Origin of the sequence: Phyllobacterium pellucidum (assembly GCF_013327855.1) — a bacterium.
Lineage (GTDB): Bacteria > Pseudomonadota > Alphaproteobacteria > Rhizobiales > Rhizobiaceae > Phyllobacterium > Phyllobacterium pellucidum.
Genome location: NZ_JABUMX010000002.1, coordinates 156,922 through 179,876 on the forward strand (window position 1 = coordinate 156,922; position 22,955 = coordinate 179,876).

Below are 22,955 nucleotides of genomic sequence, written 5' to 3' on the forward strand. Positions count from 1 at the left end.
GGCTAGTTCGCGACCTCGATGTGGAAGGTGACGTAGCCGTAAACATCGCTGCCCGCGGCCTTGGCTGCAACGACGACCCGATCACTCCCCACGAAACCGGGCGCCGGTCTATAGAACAGTCCGAGTTGCGGCACCTTGTGCGAATTGCACTTGGCAAGAAAGTGCCCGGACGCATAGGTCGGATTGCCTGTGAAGCGTTGGATTCTGACCGTTCCGTGCGCAGGTTCCGTGACGACTTTCAGCGAGCCCGGGTTTCGACCTGAACAATCACCGTTCACTTTGTAAAATCCGGCAAGTCCGGTTTCCTGTCCGGCTTTCGCGGACACCTTGGCGCTTCCCGACCCTTCCTTGGTCGTCGAGAGTTCGGAAGGGACACAACCAGACAGCAAGGCCATGGCGATCATGGAATAAAGGGCACTGCGCATCGACAAGATAATTTTACCTCCCAGAACGAATCTATTTGCGTTCATAGGGGGTTATTCGCGTTTTCTCTATTCGGTGCGCGTCGAACTCCACAGATCGTTATTCGAACGTGGCAAGCCCTGGATTCTTCGTCCTGCGTCGGGCTTTCAGCCCAAGTCCCCAGACCAGAGCCCGAGGATGAGGGAGAGCATTTCGGAATGACGCTGTGCCTTAAACCCACGCCTCGATTTCAGCCTCGGCGAAGCTGACCGGATGAAATCCCATGCGCTGGTACATCTGCAAGGCACGTGGGCTGTCGAGCGTGTTGGTTTCGATGATGACCTTCTGCGGGTCGCTCATCCACGCCGTCGAGATCGCCTCGTTGAGAAAGAACCTGGCAAGGCCGCGACCCTGAAATTCCGGGATCAGCCCGAAATAGAGTATCTCCGTGACGCCTTCTTCCTCGCCAGTGACGAGTTCGAAGAAGCCGGCCGGAGAGCCATCCGCGTAGAGAACGTGGATATCGACATTGTCGCGGTGAATGATCGCGGCGAGCGCCTTGTCATCGAGATGGCGGTGGACCGACCAATGATGCGGCTTGCCCACCTGCTCATAGAGGAACCGGTAGAAGGGTAGTGAAATCCTCGTCGCCCGCATGATTGCCAGCTTGAAACTGACGGGCGTCGGAACGGATTGGGTCGGGCGATCGGTCAGTTCGAGATGCGTCACCCGGGTCTTCAGCATGCGGGGCTTGGGATTGTCGGCCATGGCTTACGCTTCGCCCGTTACGACGGGAGTATCCTTGTGGGCGCCCCACTCCGACCACGAGCCATCATAAAGCAGATTGTCCTTGTGGCCGAGCGATTCGAGCGCAAGGGTGATAACGGCTGCGGTGATCCCCGAGCCGCAACTCGTCACGATCGGACGGGACAAGTCCACGCCCGCCTCGTCAAGGACATGCCGCAACCCGCTGAGGTCCTTGAGATAACCCTTATCGGCAAGGCTCGATGAGGGTACGCTGCGGGCGCCCGGCATGTGGCCGGAGCGTAGGCCCGGGCGTGGTTCCGGATCGGTTCCGACGAAGCGGCCGGCGGAACGCGCATCGGCAATCTGACGCGAGCCGCTATCGACGATCTGGCGCATCTGCTCGAAACTTGCAACCTTGCCTGCATCGAACTTTTCCACGAATGCGGAGGGCGCGATCTTGGTCACCGCGTCCGTGACCGGGCGGCCCGAAGCCTTCCAATTGTCGAAGCCGCCATCGAGCACGAAGACTTTCTTCGCGCCCATGGTGCGGAACATCCACCACACCCGGGGCGACGTGTACATGCCGGGCCCATCATAGACGACGATCGTGTCCTCATTGGTAATGCCCATGCTGCTGACGGCAGCCGCAAAGGCTTCCGGCTTCGGGAAAGTATGCGGCAGGGCAGAATCGGGATCCGACAACTGCTCATGGTCGAAGAAAACAGCGCCCGGAATGTGGGCTGCCTCATACTCGGCCTTGGCATCGCGGTTCTGGAACGGAAAGTACCAGGACGCATCGAGGATGCTCAAGCCGGGCTGATCGAGGCGCTCCTCAAGCCAGTCCGGCGAAACGACAAAGGCGCTTTTTTCCGACACGTTCACTCTCCCTCCGGCAAGGCGCCGAACCTGATGCGAAAACGCCGGTTCTCCTTGCCCTTTTTTTCGATTTTGCCGATATGGATTGCTCCGACCTCGCCGGTGGTCGCTACGTGGGTTCCCCCGCAGGGCTGCGAATCGATCACCGCGTCCTTGCCGATGCACACGAGCCGGATACGTCCCGTGCCCATGGGCGGACGGACATTCTTCGACTTGATCAGGCCCGGATTTGCCGCCAGTTCCTCGTCGGTAATCCAGCGGGTGAATACCGGATGATTGGCGTTCACCAGTTCCATCAACTTGGCCGTTACGCCCTCGCGCGTGACCCCCGCTTCCGGCAAATCGAAGTCGACGCGGCTGTCATCTTCACTGACCGCAGCTCCTGTGATGGGAAACGGGCAGACGACACTCAAGAGATGGCAGGCCGTATGCATGCGCATCAACCTGTAGCGGCGGTCCCAATCGATGCGAAGCAAGAGCTTTTCGCCGACTGCGGGCACGGGCTGCTCCGCGGCCGGCACATGGATGATCTCTTCCTTGGTTTCGCCTGTTATCGTTGCGGCGATGGCGATGCTCGATCCGTCGGGCCGGATGAAGGCGCCGGTATCTCCGGGCTGGCCGCCCGAGGTGGCATAGAAGACCGTCCGATCCGTAAGAATGCCGCCGCGCTCGTTGACGCCGACAACCCTCGCCTCAATCTCCTTGAGGTAGGAATCGTCGCGAAACAGGATCGTGGTATCGTAAGCCATTATGAATTCTCGAAAGGGATGGAAATGTCGGACTTGGTCTCCATCCACGCCGGCACCGGCAGGTCCTTGGATCGCAAGAATTCGGGATTGAACATCTTCGACTGATAGCGGTTGCCATAGTCGCACAGCACCGTGACGATGATATGCTCCGGGCCAAGATCGCGTGCCATGCGGATGGCGCCGGCAATGTTGATCCCCGATGAGCCGCCGAGGCAAAGCCCCTCTTCCTGCACGAGATCGAAGACCACGTCGAGAGCTTCTGCATCCGGAATCTGATAGGAAAAATCAGGCTTGAAGCCTTCAAGATTGGCCGTCACCCGCCCCTGTCCGATGCCCTCGGTAATCGAGTTGCCCTCTGCCTTGAACTCGCCGGTGGTATAATAGGAGAACAGTGCAGCGCCGAGCGGATCGGCGAGCCCTATCTTGATCGACGGGTCGCGCCCCTTCAGCCCTTCCGCCACCCCGGCAAGCGTGCCACCTGATCCGACCGCGCAAATGAATGCGTCGACCTTGCCGTTGGTGTCGCGCCATATTTCCGGTGCGGTGGTTTCCACGTGCGCCTGACGGTTGATCACATTGTCGAACTGGTTGGCCCAGACCGCACCGTTCGGCTCGGACTTCGCCATCTGCTCCGCCAAGCGCCCGGAAACCTTCACGTAATTGTTCGGATTGCGGTAAGGGACTGCCGGCACTTCAACGAGTTCGGCACCAAGGAGGCGAAGGGCGTCCTTCTTTTCCTCGCTTTGCGTTTCGGGGATGACGATGACTGTGCGATAGCCGAGCGCCTTGGCCACCATGGTGAGCCCGATACCGGTATTACCGGCGGTCCCTTCGACGATCACGCCGCCCGGACGAAGCAGGCCGCGCCTTTCCGCGTCGCGAATGATGTAGAGTGCCGCGCGATCCTTCACCGATTGCCCCGGATTGAGAAATTCCGCCTTGCCGTAGATTTCGCAGCCAGTGAGATCGGAGGCGTTCTTGAGGCGGATGAGCGGCGTGTTGCCGATCGCGTCGATCACTGAATTCAGCATGGCACAAGTCCTTCAATCTGCAGGGCTTGAACCTATTTGTCCCGGGCGGGCCGTTCAAGCGCAGAATTCAATCAGCCACGTGAATTGTCTGATTACGCTGCAGGATGCCAGCAAAAAGAAAGGCCGCCGGCACGTTTATGCCGGCGGCCCTTATAAGTTTCAGACGCTAGGCTCAGGCAGCCTTGGCGCCAAAGCTGCGGCGCTTGTTGCGGCGGAACGGACGCTTTTGCGCCGGGGCGCCACCATCATTGCTCCAGATCTTCTCACCACGCGCCTCGCGCGGCTTGCTGGCTGCCTGACCGCGATGCGGCTTCTTGCCCGGAGCACCGCTGCCGCCTTCGCGGCGCGGCGGACGCTGGTCGCTATTGGCAGCACGGGCCGGCAGGCTCGAGAGATCAACCGGCGAATCGGCCATCGGCAAACGCATGCGAGTGACCCGTTCGACCGCCTTCAGCTTGACGCTCTCTTCGGCCGGATCGTAAAGCGTAATCGCCGAACCCGATGCGCCGTTACGCCCGGTACGGCCAATGCGGTGAACGTAGCTCTCGGGCTCATCCGGCAGGTCGAAATTGATGACATGGCTGATGCCGACGACGTCAATGCCGCGCGCCGCGATATCGGTCGCAACGAGAATGCGAACGGAACCGTCCTTGAAGCCGTTCAACGCCCGCTGGCGGGCATTCTGCGACTTGTTGCCGTGAATGGCGGCAACTTCATAGCCGTCCTTCTCGAGGACGCGCGTTACCGCATCCGCGCCGTGCTTGGTACGGGTGAAGACGATGACCGAAGCCAGCGCCTCGTCCTTCAGCATTGCCGAAAGAACCTGCTTTTTCTGCTTCGTCGGAATGGCGTGTACCACCTGCTTGATCTCGGCCGCGGTCGTGCCCTGCGGCGCGACTTCGACGCGAACCGGGTCGCGCAACAGGCCCTGGGCCAGCGTGGCGACTTCCTGGGGCATCGTTGCCGAGAAAAGCGCGGTCTGGCGGTCGCGATGCGTGCCCTTGGCGATGCGCTTCACATCGTTGATGAAACCCATGTCGAGCATGCGGTCGGCTTCATCGAGGACGAGCCAACGCGTCTCCGAAAGATCGATGCAGTTTTCACGCACGAGATCGGTCAAGCGGCCCGGCGTTGCTATAAGGACGTCGACGCCCGGCTGCATCTTCTTGATCTGGGATATGCGCGAGACGCCGCCGAGAACAAGCGCTGTCGAAATATGCGCGCCCTTCGAGAGCTTGCGGATCGTTTCTTCAATCTGCACGGCAAGCTCGCGGGTCGGGGCGAGAATGAGGGCGCGGGCAGTCTTGCCCTTGCGCTTGTCGCCAAGACCCATGATCTTCTGCAGGATCGGCAGGCTGAAGGCAGCCGTCTTGCCCGAACCCGTCTGGGCGATGCCGAGAATGTCCTTGCCGGACACCTGTGCCGGAATAGCCTGTTCCTGGATTGGTTTCGGCTCTGCCATGCCGGCCGCTTCGATGGCCTTGAGAAGGACCACGTTCAGGCCCATTGCGGCAAAGCCGTTTGTTTCTGGAGTGTTCAATTCAATCTTCTTTCACTGACCGGCGCGAATCTTCGCGGGTCACAAACGCATCGCAGGGCGCAACCTGCATGCACAATTTATGGATGAACGACGAGACGCGGAGGGAAGCACCGCCGGATTGGCGGGCCCAAGCGACTTGCGCAGCCGTGCCCATCGCCTTTTGCGGATGGGACTGAAGACGCCACAAGTCCAAATTCTGGAAGACCGGATCAAACCGGCCCAAGCGCCTGAACCGCATATGGGCCTTATCGCGCGAAAATGCAAATGAATTATTGTGCGGCGCAAAAACAGTGTCTGCGGCGCCGGTTAGCCGGCAAGTGAAAGCGGTTCGGGCTTCTGCCTGTCGTTGAGATTGCGCGCGTAGAGCGCAGCGATAAGGTCGGATTGGGTAACGATGCCCAACACGTGCCCTTCCGCATCGGCGACCGGCAAATGATGGAGGCCGCGATCGGCCATCGCCGGCACGAGTTCCGTGACAAGCGTGTCGGGTCTGACAAACTGAACCGGCGCCGTCATGATGTCCGCAACCACGCGCGGCTGTTTTTGGGCGACACCAAGAATGCTGCCAAACTTGCCGACAATGCCCGGTCTTAGCGCGGTTCGGGACGGCCAGGCGGCGCGCTGCATGAAATCCGTTTGCGTCACGATACCGATCAGCCTGCCCTCGGTATTGACGACGGGCAGTGCCTTTATCCGATGCCGGCGCAACAGGGCAAAGGCACGCAGTACGGACGTCTCGGGCGCGACGCTCACCACGTCGCTTGACATGATCTCTTCGCAGCGTATCTCGCCGAAGCGGCGATGATAGGCATGCATTTGCGCCCGATGCAGGATGGAATCGAGATCGTCCGGGCTCACATCGATCAGTTCGTCGTGCTGGCCTAGCGCAAATCGAAGATCGCCGGGCGTAAATCCAATGCGCTCCGACGGAATTGGATCGGCGGTATCGTGGATATTCTTGGCCGCCGGTGGCGCCAGATGCGGATAGCGCCGGCCCGTCAAATTGTTGTAGGCGATGGCGATAACGAGCAGCAGAAGCGAGTTCAAGCCCACCGGCCAGATGACGAAGCTATAGCCGAGATCGTGGACGACAGGCCCACCCAATACGGCAGTCAGCGCAACCGCTCCGCTTGGCGGATGCAGCGATTTCGTCAGCATCATGACGGCAATAGCCGCGCCTATGGCAGCGGCCGATGCAATGACAGGGTCGGGGATCCAGATAGCGCAGGTCACGCCGATCAGGCAGGCGAGTATGTTACCGCAAAGGATCGACCAGGGCTGTGCCAGCGGACTGGACGGAACGGCAAAGAGAAGCACCGCCGAGGCGCCCATTGGCGCGATGAGCAAGGGAACGCTGGAGGTCGGGCCGAGGGCGGCCGCGCTGACGATGCCGGTTGCGAGTATGCCGAGGAACGCGCCGATGCAGGCGCGCAAGCGCTCCATGCCGCTCACGGGGGCAAGCGGAGGCAGGAATCGCTTCAGGTAATCAGCCAGGGCATTCATCGAGGGTGCAGCATCCAGCATCACAGGAGTGCGTCAGGCGATAACCGGTCGATGCGGCCCTGGCAAAGGATAAGTTTGCGCGTGGGCCCACAGGAATAGAAAATCTGTCCAACCTATCGGGCAAAGCGCTTGGCGCCGACAACGCAGGCGATCACGCCGACCGTTGCCAGAATCATCGGCCAGCCGACATGCTCGCCGAGCAGGGTTGCCGCAAGGACGAGGCCGAAGAAGGGCTGCAGCAGTTGCAGTTGTCCGACTGCGGCAATGCCGCCCTGTGCAAGTCCGCGATACCAGAAGATGAAGCCGATCAGCATCGAGAACAGGGAGACATAAAATAGGCCGAACCAGGCAGGCCCGCTTATGCCCTGCCACTCGCCGGGCATGACGTATAGCGTTAGCGGCAACATGACCGGCAGCGAGATGACAAGCGCCCAGCATATAACCTGCCAGCCGCCAAGGCGGCGCGAAAGCTTTGCTCCTTCGGCATAGCCAAGACCGCACACGACAATTGCTGTGAACATCAAAAGGTCGCCAACGAGTGAGGCGCTGACGTTCTGAGTGAGAGCGAAACCGACGACAAGCAGGCTGCCGAGGCAGGAAAACAACCAGAACAGCGGGCGTACCCGCTCGCCGCCGCGCCAGACTGCGAAAATGGCGGTTGCGAGCGGCAGAAGGCCGATGAAGACGATCGAATGCGCGGACGTGACATGACGGAGCGCCAGCGCGGTCAACAATGGAAAGCCGACGACGACGCCAAGCGCGGTCACGACAAGCGAAATAAGATCGGCCTTGTCCGGACGCTTTTCGCGAAAGGCGAGAAGCAGCGCCAAGCCGAGGAATGCCGCGATGGTCGCCCGGGCCCCCGTCAGAAAGATCGGATCGAACCCGGATATGGCCGCGCGGGTCGCCGGCAGCGATCCGCTGAAGATAAGTACGCCCACGAAGCCGTTGATCCAGCCGCTCGCCATCTTGTCCATATTAATTCCCACTGCCTGCATTTGTGGGAACTTTCTGGCGTCGGAAGGATGGATTTTCCAGAGACGGTCCGGTACAATTTCGTCAAACTGTAATGGATACAAATGCAGTACAGATGGATGTGACCACGCACATTGCGGGCCCGCGGGGCACGCTGGTCGAACGGGTGATGGACGAGATCCGTCAGCGGGTAATGCGGCGCACGCTCGCACCGGGAGCCAAGCTGCCATCGATTCGCAGCTTTGCAGCCACAATGGGCGTTTCGAAATCGACAGTTGTCGAGGCCTATGACCGGCTCACCGCGGAAGGTGCCATCCAGTCGCGGAGAGGCTCGGGCTTCTACGTGGCCGGCCATCTGCCGCCGCTCAGCCTGACAGAAATTGGCCCGCGCCTCGACCGTGCCATTGACCCGCTATGGGTGTCGCGCCTGTCGCTTGAGGCTGGCGAGGACGTGGCAAAGCCCGGCTGCGGCTGGCTTCCCGCCGAATGGATGCCCGAGGACGGCATCCGCAGGGCCTTGCGGACACTGGCGCGGGGCGAGACTTCTGCCATCACCGATTACGCCTCGCCTCTCGGGCTGCATCCCCTGCGGCAACTGCTTTCGCGCCGCATGGCCGACCATGGGATCGAGGCAGCGCTGGACCAGATCATGCTGACAGAGTCAGGTACGCAGGCGATCGATTTGATCTGCCGGTTCCTCATCGAACCCGGCGATGCGGTTATTGTGGACGATCCCTGCTACTTCAACTTTCACGCCCTGCTCAAAGCGCACCGTGCCAGGATCATAGGCGTGCCCTTTACGCCGTCGGGTCCCGATCTTGAACGCTTTGCCGCTGCACTCGAGGCGAACAGGCCGCGCCTCTACATCACCAACGCGGCATTGCACAATCCCACCGGAGCGACCCTCTCGCCAGTCGTCGCCCACCGCCTGCTGAAGCTTGCCGAGCAATACGGCCTGACCATCGTCGAGGACGATATCTTTGCCGATTTCGAGCACGAGTCCGCTCCCCGTCTTGCCGCATTCGACGGTCTCGAACGGGTGATCCACATCGGCAGTTTCTCGAAGTCGCTATCCGCATCGGTGCGCTGTGGCTTCGTCGCTGCGCGCCGTGATTGGGTCGAGGCTCTGGTGGACCTGCGTGTCGCGACCTCCTTCGGCGCTGGCCGCATTTCCGCGGAACTGGTCTACCTGATGCTCAAGGATGGCGGCTATCGCAAGCACATCGATGGATTGCGCACGCGCCTGGCGCGCAGCATGGGTGAAACCCTCTCCCGGTTGAAATCCATGGGCGTTACGCCGTGGATCGAACCGCGCGGCGGCATGTTCGTGTGGTGCAAGCTGCCGCAAGGTGCGGATGCGGCGGCAGTCGCGCAGTACGGGCTAACCGAAGGCGTGATCTTCGCACCCGGGCAGGTGTTCAGTCCCTCGCCCGGAGCAAATGCCTACATGCGCTTCAATGTTGCGCAATGTTCCGACCCGCGCATTTTCCGGACGCTGGAGGATTCGCTCGCTCGGGCTCAGATGGCGCCTGCCATCTCCTGAAGCGTCAGAACCGTGCGCCAGTTGCGCGCCGTCAGCGGCACTTTCAAAACCTTGTCGAGCGCTTCGGCCAGCTCCGAGGTGCCGAAACCGTCGGGCGTATAGAGATAGAGCACGCGATTACTGACGGTGAAGCTCTCGGAACCGCTTGCCCTCGTCTCAAGCTCTGTAAGGGCAGCATCTGTCGGTTCGCTATCAAGGATTACTGCATGCAGCGATTTCGGGTTTTCCTTGGCCTGCGGATAGGGATTCTTCGCGACCATGCAATTCCATTCGTCGATGCTGCGAAGCGAGACGCGAGACTCAAAGCCAAACGTCTTTGGAAAGAGATCCGCAATCATCTTTTCGATACGCGCTGCCGTCTGGTTCGATTTGAAGACGACATTGCCGCTCTGAATATACGTCGTCACGTCCGCCAGACCCGCCTCCTCCAGCGCGCTGCGCAACGTCTCCATTTTGACAAGCTTGTTGCCCCCGACATTGATCCCGCGAAACAGCGCGATATAGACCGTCATTGCGTTCCCCCCTCCAGCCGCTCGGCCAGATCCCCCAATTTCAACACTGTATTCCAATTGCGCGCCGTCGCGGCAACCTTCAGCGTCGATTCAATTTTGCCATGCAGTTTCGACTGCGATGCCCCCTGCGGCGGATAGTAGTAAAGGACCTTGCCCAGAATTTTGAATTGTTCCGGCAACCCCGCCGCCTTCCGCTCAAGGGCCTGGACCGCCTCCTTTTCAGGCTCCTTCTCCAGAATGAACGCGTGGAGTTTGTTGCCCTCGGCCGCGTGCTGCGGGAACGGATTGCCGGCAATGAGGCTCGACCATTCCTGCCGGTCGAGGATCATGATTGCCTTGGAGAACGCAAAGTTTTCCAGTGCGATAGACGCCACTCTTTGCAAGATGGTTTGCCGCTGAAGCTCCGACACCAAAACGACATTGCCCGTATTGATATAGGTGGCGACCTTGTCGAGGCCGGCATCGACCAGCGCGTCCTTCAGCGGCTTGACGGGCAACAAGGTTGCTCCGCCCACGCCACGGAACAGGACGATATAGGTCGTCATCAGATGATCAGTCCGGCAATCGCCTCATTGTCGGTAATATCCTGATAGGCCCAGCCCGCCTCATCGAAGCGTTTGAACAGAATATCGAAATTGACCTTGTTCTTGGTCTCGATGCCAATCAGTACCGAGCCGAAGTTTCGCGCCGATTTCTTCAGATATTCGAAGCGCGCGACGTCATCCTCAGGCCCGAGAAGATCGAGAAACGAGCGCAATGCGCCGGGCCGCTGCGGAAAACGGAAGATGAAATACTTCTTCAGACCTTCATAGCGCAGCGATCGCTCCTTCAGTTCCGGAAGCCGCTCGAAATCGAAGTTGCTGCCTGAAACCACGAGGATGATCCGCTTCCCCTTGAGTTCGCTCTTCTTGAAGTCCTTGAGCGAGTCGATGGCGAGCGCACCGGCCGGCTCCAGTACGATGCCTTCGATGTTGAGCATTTCAAGGATCGTCGAACTCAGGCGGTTTTCCGGAATCAAAGTCACAGCGTCCGCTGTGAAGCCTTTGAGAATCTTGAAATTTTCACGCCCGATCTCGGCCACCGCCGCGCCATCGACAAAATTGTCGACGGTGTCGAGCTTGACGCGCTTGCCCGCCTCGAGACTCCGCTTGAGGCTCGGCGCGCCAGCCGGCTCAACGAAGCGAAAGCGCGTTTCCCAGCCGAGTTCGCCGAGATAGCGGGTAACGCCGCCAGATAAGCCACCCCCGCCGACGGGGAGGATCATCAAATCCGGCAAACGCTTGTCCGGTAGCTGATGGGCAATCTCGAACGCGACCGTCGCCTGTCCGGTGATGATGTCGTTGTGGTCGAATGGCGGCACCATGACGGCACCCGTTTCGGCGGCATAATCCTGCGCGGCGACATAGCATTGGTCGAATATGTCGCCGACAAGACGGATTTCGATAAACTCGCCGCCGAAGGTACGCGTCTTGTCGATCTTCTGCTGCGGTGTCGTCACCGGCATGAACACGACGCCCTTCTTGCCGAAATTCCGGCAGATGAAAGCGAAACCCTGCGCATGATTGCCCGCCGAGGCGCAGACAAAGCTGATGTCTTCGCCTTTGTGCTCGTTCAGGTAATGCGCGATAAAATTGAACGCGCCCCTGATTTTATAGGAGCGAACCGGCGACAGGTCCTCGCGTTTAAGCCAGATCTGCGCACCATACTTGTGGGACAGATAGTGATTGAGTTGCAGCGGCGTTTCTGGAAAAAGGGCGCGCATTTTTTCTGCCGCGCGCTCCACGGCCTTGATGAATGCAGTCATAGGAACAGGTCAACCTTCTCGAATGTCCTGACGTCGATAATGCCGACATCGGAAATGCGCAATTCCGGTATCACGACGAGAGCGAGCAAGGAATGCTGCATATAGGCGTTGTTGAGGCTGCAGCCCATGGCGCGCATGGCCTTGACCAGTTTGTCCGCCTGCTCGGCAACGACCTCGGCCCGCTGATCCGACATCAGGCCGGCAATCGGCATCTCGACCAGCGCCAGCTCACGCCCCTTCGAGAACAGCACTACGCCGCCGCCGACCTGGCCCAGCCGATTGGCAGCCTTGGCCATGTCTTCCTTGTTCGTGCCGACAACGATCATGTGGTGGCTGTCATGTGCGACCGTGGATGCCATGGCGCAATCGAGCGTATAGCCGAAGCCTGAAACGAAACCGTTGACCACTGCGCCGGTACCGCGATGGCGCTCGACCAGCGCGATCTGGCAGACATCGTTGCGCCGGTCCATCTGCACGATACCGTCGGAGACCGTAAGATCGGCTTCAAGCGCACGTGTCGGCGCCTGGTTCTCGATCACTCCAATCACCCTGGCCGTGACATGCTTTGCGGGCTTCGGCGCCTTGATGTCAAAGTCTTTCGCCGTAAGCTTCTTGCCCAGCTTGATCGTGTTCTTGGCGAACGCCGGATAGTTGTATGGCGGGATCTCGGCGAGGAGCTTACCCTTTTCGGCCACATGCCTGCCACGCGCATAGACGCGGTCGATGGTCAGATTGGCAAGATCCGAAACGATGAGGAAATCCGCAAGGCGTCCCGGGGTGATGGAGCCGATCTCGCGCTCAAGGCGGAAATGCTGGGCGGTGTTTAACGTTGCCATCTGGATGGCGGTCACTGGCTTCAGGCCCTGCGCGATCGCATGGCGAACGACGCGGTCCATATGACCTTCATGCACCAGCGTTCCCGAATGGCTGTCATCGGTGCAAAGAATGAAATTGCGCGGATCGAGCCCCTGCTCGGTCACTGCCTTGATCTGGCTGGCAACGTCATACCAGGCAGAGCCAAGCCGCAGCATGGCGCGCATGCCCTGGCGGACGCGCGCAATTGCATCGTCCATGCGCGTTCCTTCATGATCGTCCTCCGGGCCGCCTGCAACATAGCCGTGGAAAGCCCGTCCAAGCTCGGGGGAGGCGAAATGACCGCCCACCGTCTTGCCGGCGTTCATGGTCGCATCAATGCCGCCGCGCATGGTGGCATTGTTGCTGGCGACGCCCGGAAAATTCATTACCTCGCCGAGACCGATGATATTCGGCCAGGTCATGGCTTCTTCGATATCGTGCGGACTGATGGCGGCGCCGGCATTTTCGAGGCCCGGGGCTGACGGAACGCAGCTCGGCATCTGCACGTGGACGTTGATCGGCATCGCGAGCGCTTCGTCATGCATGAGGCGCACGCCTTCGAGCCCGAGCACATTGGCAATCTCGTGCGGATCGATGAACATCGAGGTCGTGCCATGGGGTATGACGGCGCGGGTGAATTCGGTCACCGTCACCATGCCGCTTTCGACGTGCATGTGCGCATCACAAAGACCAGGGACGAGGTAGCGCCCGCCCGCATCCACCACTTTAGTCTTCGGTCCGATACAGTGCTCGACACCGTGCCCGACAAACGCGAACCGGCCGGCGGCGACGGCTATATCCATGCCTGCAATGATTTCACCGGAATAAACGCTGACGAGGCGACCATTACGCACCACGAGATCGGCATGTTTGCGGCCCATCGCGACATCGACCAGCAAGGATGCTGATTCCGTCCAGGACTTTGGCTTTCCGCCATGATTCGCTTGCTTGACCATGAAACTGCCTCTGATGCTTGGTGGTGCGAACAAACCTATACTAAAGCCGAAGGCATAGTGGGTTTGTTCACAGTCGCTCTGTCAAAAATATTCACGAACCCCATGAATTGCTTGACATACCGGCCGTGGTTTCGTCCGATAGACTGGATGCTACGCGCCGAAAGCGACGCTGCCAATATCGGGAGGAGAAAGATATTGGCAAGCTTCGGCGCCATGGTTCGTTTCGAGTAATTTCAAGAATCGTCTGGGAGGAACAAAGATGCACAAACTCATCTCTTCGCTGGCTGCCACGGCTGCCTTCGCCCTTATCGCCGGTGGCGCCAATGCCGCTGGCTATCCCGAGCGCAGCATAACCATGGTCGTGCCCTTTGCGGCAGGCGGACCCACCGATACCGTTACGCGCCTCGTAGCCGAATCGATGTCGAAGGATCTCGGCCAGCAGATCGTTGTTGAGAACGTAGGCGGCGCCGGCGGCACGCTGGGCGCCTCGCAGGTCGCCAAGGCTGATCCGGACGGCTACACCCTCCTCCTGCACCATATCGGCATGGCAACGAGCGCCACGCTGTACCGCAAGCTTCCCTATGACACGCTGAACGCCTTCGAATATGTCGGCCTCGTCACCGACGTGCCGATGACCATTGTCGCCAAGAAGGATTTCGAGCCAGCGGACATGAAGGGCCTCGTCGAATACGTGAAGGCCAACGCTGACAAGATTACCCTCGCCAATGCGGGCATCGGTGCAGCTTCGCATCTGTGCGGCATGCTGTTGATGAGCGAGATCAAGACGTCGCTGGTAACGGTGCCTTACAAGGGAACCGGACCTGCCATGACCGACCTTCTCGGCGGCCAGGTCGATTTGATGTGCGACCAGACCACGAACACGACCAAGCAGATCAAGGGCGCGACGGTCAAGGCCTATGCCGTGACCTCGGCCAAGCGCCTTGATGCCCTCCCCGATCTGCCGACGGTTGCGGAAGCTGGCTTGCCGGGCTTGCAGGTCGGCATCTGGCACGGCATCTACGCTCCGAAGGGAACGCCGGCGGATGTCACCGCGAAGCTCTCAGCATCGCTGCAGAAGGCGCTGAAAGACCCGAACGTCGTAGCTCGCTTTGCCGAACTCGGCACCGTACCGGTCACCGACGCCGAGGCGACGCCCGACGGGCTCAAGTCGAAGCTTGAAAGCGAAGTTTCCCGCTGGAAGCCGATCATCGAGGCCGCGGGCCAGTACGCCGACTAGAACTATTCGCCGGTTCAGGTCCTCATGGCCTGAGCCGGCCCATTACAAAGAATTTATTGGTACGGGGGACATATGAAATCCTTAAGTTTCAGTATGCGCGACCTGATATGCGGCCTGTTTTTCATCGCAGTCGGTCTCTTCTTCGCAATTCAGGCCTATGGCCTCGATATCGGAACGGCCTTCAAGATGGGTCCGGGCTATTTCCCTCTGGTCCTCGCCGGCCTGCTCGTCATTTTCGGGATCATCGTGATCATCCAGGGCACGCAGGTCGAGCATGAGCCGATGGGCCCGATCGCCTGGCGCGGCATGCTTTTCATCCTGCCAGCTCCCATTCTTTTCGGCCTCACGGTGCGCGGACTTGGCTTTGTGCCTTCCCTGTTCTTGTCCGGCCTGCTCGCCGCCTTCGCCAGCTCGAAGATGCGGCCTGGAACCGCCCTTCTCCTCGTCAGCGGGCTGACGCTTTTTTCGGTAGTCGTTTTCAGCTACGCGCTTGGCCTGCCCTTCCGGCGGTTCGGCCCCTGGCTCGGACAGTGAGGCCAAGATGGAACTGATCGACAATCTCACGCTTGGCTTCGTTACCGCGGGACACCCGTGGAACCTGTTGTTCTGCCTGATCGGCGTTATTCTCGGCACGCTGATCGGCGTATTGCCGGGCATCGGCGCGACCGCGACGATCGCCATGCTTCTGCCGCTCACATTCCAGCTCGAGCCGGTCTCCTCGCTGATCATGCTCGCCGGCATCTACTACGGCGCGCAGTATGGCGGCTCGACGACGGCAATCCTGATCAACATGCCGGGGGAATCGTCCTCGGCCGTCACCGCCATCGACGGCTACCAGATGGCGCGCAAGGGCCGCGCCGGCGCAGCGCTCGCTATCGCCGCCATTGGCTCGTTCTTCGCCGGTACCGTTTCGACGATACTTGTCGCCGTCTTTGCGCCGCCGCTCACCGCCGTGGCGCTGCAATTCGGTTCAGCCGAATATTTCTCGCTGATGATCGTCGGCCTCGTCTCTTCCATCGCGCTTGCCCATGGCTCGGTCATCAAGGCGCTCGGAATGGTCGTTCTCGGGCTCCTGCTTGGACTTGTCGGCACCGATATTTATACGGGTACGCCGAGGTTCAACCTCGGGATCCTCGAACTCTCGGATGGCCTGAATTTCGTCGCCCTCGCCGTCGGTGTGTTCGGCATCGCCGAGATTCTGCGCAATCTCGAAAACGAGCATGAGCGCGACGTCATGATCAAGAAAGTGACCAATCTCTGGCCGACGCGCGAGGACTGGAAGGCGATGACTGCGCCGATTCTGCGCGGCACGGCCATCGGTTCGGCACTGGGCATCCTGCCCGGGGGCGGCGCAATTCTCGCTTCATTCGCCTCCTATACGGTGGAAAAGCGTATCTCGAAGACGCCGGAAGAGTTCGGCAAGGGCGCGATTGCCGGCGTTGCAGGACCGGAATCCGCCAATAATGCCGGCGCGCAAACGTCGTTCATTCCGATGCTGACCCTAGGTATTCCTGCCAATCCGGTCATGGCGCTGATGATCGGCGCGATGATCATTCAAGGCATCGTTCCCGGCCCGAATGTCGCCACGGAACAGCCGGCGTTGTTCTGGGGCATCATCGCGTCCATGTGGATCGGCAATCTCATGCTGATCCTGCTCAATCTGCCGCTGATCGGTCTTTGGGTGAAGCTGCTGACCATTCCCTATTACATGCTCTTCCCTGCGATCATCGCGTTCTGCTCGATCGGCGTTTACAGCGTCAATTCCAATGTATTCGATCTCTACGCCGTCGCCTTTTTCGGGCTTCTCGGTTACGGGCTTTCGAAACTGCGCTGCGAACCGGCGCCGCTTCTCCTCGGCTTCGTGCTCGGACCGCTGCTGGAAGAACACCTTCGCCGCGCCATGATCATGTCGCGCGGCGACCCGACGACATTCGTGACGCGGCCGCTGAGCCTCGGTCTGCTGCTCCTTGCGGCTGCCGTCCTCGTCGTCGTGCTGCTGCCGAGCATCCGCAAGAAGCGCGACGAGGTGTTCGTCGAGGATTGAGGTGCCTAAGGCTTTGCCGGACCTGGAACGAGGACGTAGCTGACGGCCTCGTTCCGATCCGGATAATTCCTGAAGTTGAGCGAAATGTGCCGCACATCCGTGGGCGGTGTGGGCACGCCGGCAGCGCTCATCAAGGCCATGACGCCAGGATTGAGATCCTCGCCGAACCAGACGAAGAGCGCAGGAAACTTGATGCGCGCCGAGGCGTTCGGCATTTCCATGTGCACAGGCGTTAGTGACGTATCATAAAGCCGCAAATTGCCGGGAAATTGCGGGCCGTCGGAAACAACCGACTGATAGTTGCCCTCGGCGCGCGTCGTGGCAAAAAGCTTCGCATAGTCGAGTTCGCCGATATAGGGATCTTCACCGTCGCGGGCGTAGAGCATGTTGATGGCGAGGCCCGGAATGACGATGAGGCCGCAGATCGCCCCGACCACCGCAAAGCGCTTCAGGGGAAGATCGGATCTGATAAACCGGTCGAGCAGCACGGCAAGATACAAGGGCGACAGGAACAGGACCGGCTGCAGCCAGCGATCCTTGACCTCGGCAGCGCCGCTGACCAAGACCCCGACCGCAACGCATGCGAGCGCGAACCAGATGAGCCGCGCAACAAACTTTTCCGCATCGGTCGCGCTGGAGCGCGCAGTCACCCGGTCGCGGCGGCTGCGCCACCAGGCAATGCCGAAGAACGCCAGCGCGACGCCTGAGAAAAGCACGCTGTTGAGGAACACCTTCCATTCACCGTGAAGACGGCTGAGGAGAAAATGGCCGCCCGCGTTCATTTCGAATTTGTGCGTCCGGGCGAGCAGGTTTTCGGTATGGGCGAGCGCCCAAAGGCCCGTCGGTATGACGGAAGCTATGAAGGCGAGGACCGCAGCGAGTGTTGAACGCGAAAGCAGCACGGCACGATAGGACGGTATGGAAAGACCAGCCAAAATCAAAGCGATAAGAAAGAAACTTGCATTGAATTTGCCTAGAAGGCCGGCGGCGATGCCGAGCCCGAGCAGTGCCGCCGAATGCCATGACCGCGACTTCATATGCCAGGCAAATGCGAGGAAAGCCCAGGCGCAACCGGTCGTTCCGCCGACGGAGTGGGTGAGCGTGCGCTGCGATTCCCATGAGATTTGCGGCAGCATGAACATACCCAGCATACCTGCGGCGGCGACCATGCGCGACAGCCCGAGAAGCCTCGCGCCGAAATAAACGCTGGCAAAGAGGCTCGCGAGCATGCTGAATTTGACGAGATAAATCGTAAAGAGGCTGATGCCGAGAACATCGCCGGCAATGCTGTTGATCCACGTATAGAGCGGCGCTTGCGAGCCGCCATAGCCCCACTGCAAGGCACCGACATAGGCGAGCTGCTCGGCGTCATCGACCCCTGCGCCATTCGAGATCATCGTCAGGAAGAATATCTGGAAGGCGAAATAGCACAGCACGAACAGCATCGCTGGATTGCGCGCGGCGAATGACTTGATCCTGGTGGTCGGGGTCTGTGCTGAAATGGCCGGCATCATCTTCTCTTGGCGTTGGAAGTGCCGCTTTTATGCGATGTTGGATACCAAATCCACCCGCCATGCCTCGCCTCACGCAAGCGTGCATGGTGCGGACGGCGGGGATCGAACCCGCATGACCTATGGCCGAGGGATTTTAAGTCCCTTGCGTCTACCAGTTTCGCCACGTCCGCACGACAGAAATTCAATTACTTAGAGCAATCTTAGAAAGCAAGGTTGCACAACATAAAAAGCGTTGTGCAATTTGATGTTCACCGAGCGTTCCCAATCGGCTAGGTTCAGCCATGCACATCACTTGGAAACGAACGGTTATCGGTGGCGATGAACTTCCTTACGACTTCTGCGCCTACGTCGAGAACATCACGATCGCACGTATCTACCGCAGCAAAGACTCGAGCGGGGTTTCAATCTGGTCGGTCAATATGCAAATCGGGGATGCCACTTCGGACACCTGCTGGACGCGCCTGGATGCCATCCAGATGGTTGAGCAGCGCCTGGCGCACTTCTTGACGACCGAGAGGGGCAAGACCGATCCGCAAGAATGGCCGCATGACCAACGATCAGCGCAGCTCTGGTTGTTGCGGCATAGCAACCCGAAGCAGCATGCCGTGCTCGTCGAGGACCTTCGCAGCGGGCGGGTCGACCGCTGCAGCGGCCACTTGCTGATGACAAATTGGTTCTGCTTGACGCTGACACGGCAGAAGAGCCCCTGCTCCTTTGAGCCGACTTCTAACTCTGGTCTCGCTCTGCATCATCCAAGCGGCGAAGCAATTCCGCGAAAACATCGTCAGGGGATAGGCACGTGACCGGAGTGGACGCCCTCCTGAAATTCGGACTTGGACATGTTCCTGCGCAGCGACTTGGCCGATTTCCTATCTTTGTTGTCTTTGTCTGGACTCATATGTCGCCGCTCGCTTGAACCTCATGAACACGTCTTCGTGAGATAAGTTCCAGCTTGACCGTTACGCGTGAGTGAATAGGCACCTTTTTCTGAAGTTGGTCACTCGGCAAACCGCGGCAGCTCCTGCGCTTTTGGGATTCGATTGACAAACCCCATCCATAGGTCAACACTTTCAAGGTCGTCAGGCATTTATGGCCGCTGACGTTTGAGAGATGCAATGCGCTCCCGCCCAATTCTAAAGGGGAGCTCCATTGTGGATCGCCGAAAAAAGAGCCTCATTTTTTATTCATCACAGGATTGGAGCCTTATGCAGACCGCTCTGCTCAAGGCGTCAAGGGAGCTTGGCCGCAGCCCAAAGGGAAAACTTGCAGAGAGACTGGCCCGCCGTGTCATGACCCTGTTTGATCAGGGCATGCGCGACGATGAAGCGATTGCATCCGCAGCGGCTTACCAGGAGAAACTGATCGCACAAGTCATGGCGCTGCGCCATCAAGGGGCCACGCCATGAGTAGCACCCCGCCTACCCGCCTCGATCACAAGCTCGAATGCCCGCGCTGCCACACTATCTATTTGACACTTACGGAGCAGGCTACCGGGAGCACGCCAATCGAGTGCAGTTCCTGTCATCAATATTTGGGCACTTGGGCCGAGCTTGAACACGATTTTTACCGACAGGGCGGCAGCCACGGCGTGTTCGTACTGCGAGAAGGACAAATTCTCCGGATGGATTGAATCAACCGGAGCCGCCTCAATTTCTCTAACGTTCAAGGACGTAATGCCCCAAACGATCAACGGAAGACTGCAGTGCGAGGAGTGCGAGACCATCTATCTGAGCATTCCGGAAACCGCTTTAAGCAACAGTCCGATCTTTTGCAGCGACTGCGGGGCATTCATGGGCCGATGGTCGGATATCAAGGATGAATTCTTTTCCCAAGGCGGCAGAGATGGGATTTTTGAGCTGCGTGACGGTCAGATCATGCGTACGGACTTAAAGCTGCTCGCCATACTCGGCTCACGTTCGATCGTGAGAATTCGCACTATTCGCGTTGCTTCGGACTCGGAGTTTGTGCGTTCTCGCTCTCTTCCAATCGCCGCAACAGATTCTTGAATACTGCGTCTGTAGGAACAGAAGCGCTAGCCGTGCGCACGGCGTCTTGGTACCCCTGCAGCATGACTTGAGCTCGGATGTTTCGAATGCGTTTCTTCGTTTCGTCTGACACGTGCGTTCCTTGCTATGACTGTAAGAGAGTCGGGTGCTTACTGTTCCGGCAAAAGATAAAGAATTAGCGTCTCGGCTCTTTAGGAACGAACAAGGTCTCGCGTCGTTTGGACTGGAGTTGCATCAAAGTAGGTGTTCGAATGGCAGCAAAATCGTCAAAGTCGATAGGGCTATCCGTGGATGGGCCCGAATTAGTGAAGGGCAAGCCCAGGCCGAAGTTTGACAAGAAGGCGCCGCACCTACCTTTTGATCCCATGCCCGAGCGCATAGAGCCTTGCCTGGCGCTGCTGAAAACGAAGCCACCGCGCGGCCCGGAGTGGGCTTTTGAAGTCAAATGGGATGGCTACCGGCTCGCTGTTCACGTCGAGCCGACCGGCGTCCGCATCATCACGCGCGGAGGTCACGACTGGACCTCCTATTTCCCATCCATCGCCGATGCCGCAAAGGAACTTGGCTCCACCATGATCCTCGACGGGGAAGCTGTCGTGCTCGATACGCAGGGCCTTCCCAACTTTGGTTTGCTCCAGCGTGCCCTAGGTGGCCGTAAGGCAACACGCGCTGCCAAGGAGGCGGTGTTCTATGCGTTCGATCTTCTCTATTTCGACGGCCACGATCTGACCCCGCTCGAGCTCTCTTCCCGCCGGCACATGCTTGGCAAACTGTTGGAAGGTGAGACAGGCGCCATCCGCCTTTCAGAAGAGATCGACAGCGACGGCGAAGCTATGTTGCGCCACGCCTGCCAGCATGGGCTTGAAGGCATCATCGCCAAGCACAAGGACGCTCCATATCGATCAGGCCGCACCGGCGACTGGCTCAAGATCAAATGCGTCGCCAGCGAGACCTTCGCCGTGATCGGGTATGAGCCTAGCATCAAGGTGCGCGGCTCGATCGCCAGCTTGCTACTCGCAGCCCGAAGAGGCGACGAGCTGGTCTATGCCGGTAACGTGGGAACCGGCTTCTCAGCAAAGCTTGCGCGTGATCTCCGCGTCCAACTTGACGGAATGCGCGTCGACAAACCAGCCGTCCCGATCAAAGGCAAAAACCTCGTTTTCGTCGAGCCTACGCTTGTGGCCGAAGTGAACTTTAGCGCCTGGACCCATGATGGACATCTGCGGCACCCCTCGTTCAAAGGCATCCGCCAGGTCGAGGATCATGCGGACGTGTTGGACTTGAGTAGTCTCTAAAATATAGGGTTTTCTTGTGACGCCACCATCTGAACGCCCTTTCCCAACTTCACCCGGCATCCTTTTGGGGCTGGGCTTGGGTGGTTTTTTCGACGGTATCGTGCTGCATCAGATATTGCAGTGGCATCACATGGTAACGAGCGCCGGCTACCCTGCCAACACGCTTGAAAATCTTGAGCTTAATACCATGCTGGACGGGCTCTTCCATGCAGCGACCTATATCATCACGGCTTCAGGGCTGCTTGTTCTTTGGCACCAGGCACGAAAGCCGCATTTCTGGTGGTCGTCCAAACTGCTTTTCGCGACGATGCTGATGGGGTTCGGGCTCTTCAACCTGGTTGAAGGCGTGGTCGACCATCACGTACTCGGATTGCATCACGTGAACGAAACCGTTCCCCGTGATCAGTGGATTTATTGGGATATCGGCTTTCTGCTCTGGGGAGCGGCGATGTTGCTCGTGGGATTCGTGCTTTTGCGCCAAGGTTTGCGTGAACCGCAGCCTGGGCCAAGTGTTTGACAGACAAAACCGCCGGGTCCAGAGTTCGGCTTTGCCGGGCCTTATCTCCTTTTCATACATCACCCGTAGCATCGGCCTCGTCATCGCGATCGATGACCACGATTACCCCCGCGGCGTCGGCGCCTCGAGCGGCTTCGTTCAAACCCCAACTCCTTGTCTCGCCAACCTGCACGAGCTGGAGGGTTTCCCCGGCGATCTTTGCCAAGCGAACGACATCGACGTTGCGCTCGTGTATGCCGCGATAGAGCAGCGCGCGGACAGGATTCCACTCAGCTCTATGCCGCGCCAACACTTGAGCCCTTAACTCGGCGGCCGTTTGATCCGCCAGCTCGCGGGCAACTTCCGCGGCCGCTACCTTTCCGGCATCCTGGGAGCCCATAAGCAGTAACAAGCAGGTCACTCTTCTGTACTTTGGAAACGTACAGCAACGGTTCCCACAAGGGTATCGTCTTCACCAGGTCATGCTGAAGAACGATGCGAAGATGCGAAAGCATCTCTGGGCCATTAGTGGCAAAGCCTCCCAGCTGGGCGCATCCACCCTCGGCCATCATTTTTATTTCGATGAAGAAACCGCCCACTACAGCGTCTATTGTTTTTCGAGCCGCGAGAATGCCGAGTTATTTCAGGCTGCCTGGTGTGCGGAATGGCTCACGCCCGAGGACCGCAAGAAGAGCCGTTGGCGTCCATGGAGCAGCCTCGGACCGAAGCGACCATGAGGAAGCGGCATCTTCGGCCAATCAAGGACAGGACTCGGCTCTCGGAGCTTGCAGCGTGGAATGATTTGTTCGGCTACTGCATTCAGTGCGGCAAAATCGGTCAGATTGAAAAATCCGCGTTGTCCAAACGCTA

General features: G+C 59.3%; 24 protein-coding genes and 1 tRNA gene. 10 read left to right on the forward strand and 15 right to left on the reverse strand.

The features are described from left to right. Window positions 1-2: 2 nt before the first annotated feature. The 8 genes from HQ945_RS08700 to HQ945_RS08735 all read right to left on the reverse strand — a co-directional run bounded on the left by HQ945_RS08700 (window position 3) and on the right by HQ945_RS08735 (window position 7,825). On the reverse strand, window positions 3-431 hold the full coding sequence (locus HQ945_RS08700) for a hypothetical protein (RefSeq protein WP_174207974.1): 429 nt from the start codon (window positions 429-431) through the stop codon (window positions 3-5). A 202-nt stretch (window positions 432-633) separates the two neighbouring features. Further along, a complete protein-coding gene (locus HQ945_RS08705) occupies window positions 634-1,170 on the reverse strand; it encodes a GNAT family N-acetyltransferase (protein WP_036814320.1) in 537 nt (178 codons plus the stop codon). 3 nt (window positions 1,171-1,173) lie between these two features. Further along, on the reverse strand, window positions 1,174-2,025 hold the full coding sequence (gene sseA / locus HQ945_RS08710) for a 3-mercaptopyruvate sulfurtransferase (protein WP_091945787.1): 852 nt from the start codon (window positions 2,023-2,025) through the stop codon (window positions 1,174-1,176). Window positions 2,026-2,027: 2 nt separating this feature from the next. After that, window positions 2,028-2,774, reverse strand: a complete 747-nt coding sequence (locus tag HQ945_RS08715; protein ID WP_091921783.1) for an alanyl-tRNA editing protein — start codon at window positions 2,772-2,774, stop codon at window positions 2,028-2,030. Beyond that, window positions 2,774-3,805 (reverse strand): cysteine synthase A, encoded by a 1,032-nt coding sequence (locus HQ945_RS08720; protein ID WP_174207975.1) that lies wholly within the window; start codon window positions 3,803-3,805, stop codon window positions 2,774-2,776. Before HQ945_RS08720 ends, HQ945_RS08715 begins: the two co-directional genes overlap by 1 nt. A 172-nt stretch (window positions 3,806-3,977) precedes the next feature. Continuing rightward, entirely contained in the window at window positions 3,978-5,312 is a 1,335-nt protein-coding gene (locus tag HQ945_RS08725; RefSeq protein ID WP_051615001.1) for a DEAD/DEAH box helicase, read from the reverse strand. A 339-nt stretch (window positions 5,313-5,651) separates the two neighbouring features. Further along, window positions 5,652-6,839 (reverse strand): HPP family protein, encoded by a 1,188-nt coding sequence (locus tag HQ945_RS08730; RefSeq protein WP_162737191.1) that lies wholly within the window; start codon window positions 6,837-6,839, stop codon window positions 5,652-5,654. A gap of 122 nt (window positions 6,840-6,961) precedes the next feature. Then, window positions 6,962-7,825, reverse strand: coding sequence for a DMT family transporter (locus tag HQ945_RS08735; RefSeq protein ID WP_113280773.1), 864 nt, complete (start codon window positions 7,823-7,825; stop codon window positions 6,962-6,964). Between the two features lie 92 nt (window positions 7,826-7,917). Here HQ945_RS08735 and HQ945_RS08740 point away from each other — a divergent pair, with 92 nt between their 5' ends. Then, window positions 7,918-9,366 carry an aminotransferase-like domain-containing protein gene (locus HQ945_RS08740; protein WP_113280683.1) on the forward strand — a complete coding sequence of 483 codons (1,449 nt, stop codon included), beginning with the start codon at window positions 7,918-7,920 and terminating at the stop codon, window positions 9,364-9,366. Here the strand turns inward: HQ945_RS08740 and HQ945_RS08745 are convergent. Genes HQ945_RS08745 through ade form a run of 4 tightly spaced genes read right to left on the reverse strand, consistent with a single transcriptional unit; the run spans window position 9,342 to window position 13,493 of the window. Beyond that, complete coding sequence (locus HQ945_RS08745) at window positions 9,342-9,878, reverse strand: DUF1697 domain-containing protein (protein WP_113280682.1); 537 nt, start codon at window positions 9,876-9,878, stop codon at window positions 9,342-9,344. The genes HQ945_RS08740 and HQ945_RS08745 overlap by 25 nt on opposite strands. Next, the gene (locus HQ945_RS08750) at window positions 9,875-10,423 is read right to left on the reverse strand and encodes a DUF1697 domain-containing protein (protein WP_113280681.1); all 549 of its coding nucleotides are present in this window, start codon (window positions 10,421-10,423) and stop codon (window positions 9,875-9,877) included. The genes HQ945_RS08745 and HQ945_RS08750 overlap by 4 nt, the downstream gene beginning before the upstream one ends. Continuing rightward, a complete protein-coding gene (gene ilvA / locus HQ945_RS08755) occupies window positions 10,423-11,682 on the reverse strand; it encodes a threonine ammonia-lyase IlvA (RefSeq protein WP_113280680.1) in 1,260 nt (419 codons plus the stop codon). The genes HQ945_RS08750 and ilvA overlap by 1 nt, the downstream gene beginning before the upstream one ends. Further along, a complete protein-coding gene (gene ade / locus HQ945_RS08760) occupies window positions 11,679-13,493 on the reverse strand; it encodes an adenine deaminase (protein ID WP_113280679.1) in 1,815 nt (604 codons plus the stop codon). The genes ilvA and ade overlap by 4 nt, the downstream gene beginning before the upstream one ends. Window positions 13,494-13,752: 259 nt before the next feature. Here ade and HQ945_RS08765 point away from each other — a divergent pair, with 259 nt between their 5' ends. From HQ945_RS08765 to HQ945_RS08775, 3 genes are all read left to right on the forward strand, one after another. Further along, window positions 13,753-14,730 carry a tripartite tricarboxylate transporter substrate binding protein BugD gene (locus HQ945_RS08765; protein WP_091921795.1) on the forward strand — a complete coding sequence of 326 codons (978 nt, stop codon included), beginning with the start codon at window positions 13,753-13,755 and terminating at the stop codon, window positions 14,728-14,730. Between the two features lie 72 nt (window positions 14,731-14,802). Further along, a complete protein-coding gene (locus HQ945_RS08770; RefSeq protein WP_174207976.1) occupies window positions 14,803-15,264 on the forward strand; it encodes a tripartite tricarboxylate transporter TctB family protein in 462 nt (153 codons plus the stop codon). A 7-nt stretch (window positions 15,265-15,271) separates the two neighbouring features. Then, complete coding sequence (locus HQ945_RS08775; RefSeq protein ID WP_027231553.1) at window positions 15,272-16,774, forward strand: tripartite tricarboxylate transporter permease; 1,503 nt, start codon at window positions 15,272-15,274, stop codon at window positions 16,772-16,774. Between the two features lie 5 nt (window positions 16,775-16,779). Here the strand turns inward: HQ945_RS08775 and HQ945_RS08780 are convergent, their stop codons facing one another. Both HQ945_RS08780 and HQ945_RS08785 read right to left on the reverse strand, forming a co-directional pair. Then, a complete protein-coding gene (locus HQ945_RS08780; protein ID WP_174207977.1) occupies window positions 16,780-18,285 on the reverse strand; it encodes an ArnT family glycosyltransferase in 1,506 nt (501 codons plus the stop codon). An 87-nt stretch (window positions 18,286-18,372) separates the two neighbouring features. Further along, window positions 18,373-18,458, reverse strand: a tRNA-Leu gene (locus HQ945_RS08785). Between the two features lie 111 nt (window positions 18,459-18,569). Between HQ945_RS08785 and HQ945_RS08790 the strand changes: the two genes are divergently transcribed. The 5 genes from HQ945_RS08790 to HQ945_RS08810 all read left to right on the forward strand — a co-directional run bounded on the left by HQ945_RS08790 (window position 18,570) and on the right by HQ945_RS08810 (window position 22,106). Continuing rightward, entirely contained in the window at window positions 18,570-19,091 is a 522-nt protein-coding gene (locus HQ945_RS08790; RefSeq protein ID WP_174207978.1) for a hypothetical protein, read from the forward strand. A gap of 348 nt (window positions 19,092-19,439) precedes the next feature. After that, window positions 19,440-19,694: a hypothetical protein gene (locus HQ945_RS08795; protein WP_174207979.1), complete on the forward strand. Its 255-nt coding sequence runs from the start codon at window positions 19,440-19,442 to the stop codon at window positions 19,692-19,694. Between the two features lie 144 nt (window positions 19,695-19,838). Further along, complete coding sequence (locus tag HQ945_RS08800) at window positions 19,839-20,294, forward strand: hypothetical protein (protein ID WP_174207980.1); 456 nt, start codon at window positions 19,839-19,841, stop codon at window positions 20,292-20,294. A gap of 251 nt (window positions 20,295-20,545) precedes the next feature. Further along, entirely contained in the window at window positions 20,546-21,589 is a 1,044-nt protein-coding gene (ligD, locus tag HQ945_RS08805; protein WP_174207981.1) for a non-homologous end-joining DNA ligase, read from the forward strand. Window positions 21,590-21,605: 16 nt separating this feature from the next. Further along, window positions 21,606-22,106, forward strand: coding sequence for a DUF2243 domain-containing protein (locus HQ945_RS08810; protein ID WP_174207982.1), 501 nt, complete (start codon window positions 21,606-21,608; stop codon window positions 22,104-22,106). Between the two features lie 52 nt (window positions 22,107-22,158). Here HQ945_RS08810 and HQ945_RS08815 read toward each other — a convergent pair whose 3' ends face one another. Next, window positions 22,159-22,497 carry a hypothetical protein gene (locus tag HQ945_RS08815; RefSeq protein WP_174207983.1) on the reverse strand — a complete coding sequence of 113 codons (339 nt, stop codon included), beginning with the start codon at window positions 22,495-22,497 and terminating at the stop codon, window positions 22,159-22,161. A 70-nt stretch (window positions 22,498-22,567) separates the two neighbouring features. Here HQ945_RS08815 and HQ945_RS08820 point away from each other — a divergent pair, with 70 nt between their 5' ends. Then, window positions 22,568-22,822 (forward strand): hypothetical protein, encoded by a 255-nt coding sequence (locus tag HQ945_RS08820; RefSeq protein WP_174207984.1) that lies wholly within the window; start codon window positions 22,568-22,570, stop codon window positions 22,820-22,822. Window positions 22,823-22,955 lie beyond the last annotated feature (133 nt).

What these genes read in the sequence shown, in the direction of transcription:
- HQ945_RS08720 (WP_174207975.1), bottom strand. Translation starts at nt 3,805, where the DNA reads ATGCTGAATTCAGTGATCGACGCGATCGGCAACACGCCGCTCATCCGC.
- HQ945_RS08790 (WP_174207978.1), top strand. Translation starts at nt 18,570, where the DNA reads ATGCACATCACTTGGAAACGAACGGTTATCGGTGGCGATGAACTTCCT.
- HQ945_RS08715 (WP_091921783.1), bottom strand. Translation starts at nt 2,774, where the DNA reads ATGGCTTACGATACCACGATCCTGTTTCGCGACGATTCCTACCTCAAG.
- ligD (WP_174207981.1), top strand. Translation starts at nt 20,546, where the DNA reads ATGGCAGCAAAATCGTCAAAGTCGATAGGGCTATCCGTGGATGGGCCC.
- HQ945_RS08765 (WP_091921795.1), top strand. Translation starts at nt 13,753, where the DNA reads ATGCACAAACTCATCTCTTCGCTGGCTGCCACGGCTGCCTTCGCCCTT.
- HQ945_RS08750 (WP_113280681.1), bottom strand. Translation starts at nt 10,423, where the DNA reads ATGACGACCTATATCGTCCTGTTCCGTGGCGTGGGCGGAGCAACCTTG.
- HQ945_RS08770 (WP_174207976.1), top strand. Translation starts at nt 14,803, where the DNA reads ATGAAATCCTTAAGTTTCAGTATGCGCGACCTGATATGCGGCCTGTTT.
- HQ945_RS08780 (WP_174207977.1), bottom strand. Translation starts at nt 18,285, where the DNA reads ATGCCGGCCATTTCAGCACAGACCCCGACCACCAGGATCAAGTCATTC.
- HQ945_RS08740 (WP_113280683.1), top strand. Translation starts at nt 7,918, where the DNA reads ATGGATACAAATGCAGTACAGATGGATGTGACCACGCACATTGCGGGC.
- ade (WP_113280679.1), bottom strand. Translation starts at nt 13,493, where the DNA reads ATGGTCAAGCAAGCGAATCATGGCGGAAAGCCAAAGTCCTGGACGGAA.
- ilvA (WP_113280680.1), bottom strand. Translation starts at nt 11,682, where the DNA reads ATGACTGCATTCATCAAGGCCGTGGAGCGCGCGGCAGAAAAAATGCGC.
- HQ945_RS08705 (WP_036814320.1), bottom strand. Translation starts at nt 1,170, where the DNA reads ATGGCCGACAATCCCAAGCCCCGCATGCTGAAGACCCGGGTGACGCAT.
- HQ945_RS08820 (WP_174207984.1), top strand. Translation starts at nt 22,568, where the DNA reads ATGCTGAAGAACGATGCGAAGATGCGAAAGCATCTCTGGGCCATTAGT.
- HQ945_RS08735 (WP_113280773.1), bottom strand. Translation starts at nt 7,825, where the DNA reads ATGGACAAGATGGCGAGCGGCTGGATCAACGGCTTCGTGGGCGTACTT.
- HQ945_RS08775 (WP_027231553.1), top strand. Translation starts at nt 15,272, where the DNA reads ATGGAACTGATCGACAATCTCACGCTTGGCTTCGTTACCGCGGGACAC.
- HQ945_RS08725 (WP_051615001.1), bottom strand. Translation starts at nt 5,312, where the DNA reads ATGGGCCTGAACGTGGTCCTTCTCAAGGCCATCGAAGCGGCCGGCATG.
- HQ945_RS08745 (WP_113280682.1), bottom strand. Translation starts at nt 9,878, where the DNA reads ATGACGGTCTATATCGCGCTGTTTCGCGGGATCAATGTCGGGGGCAAC.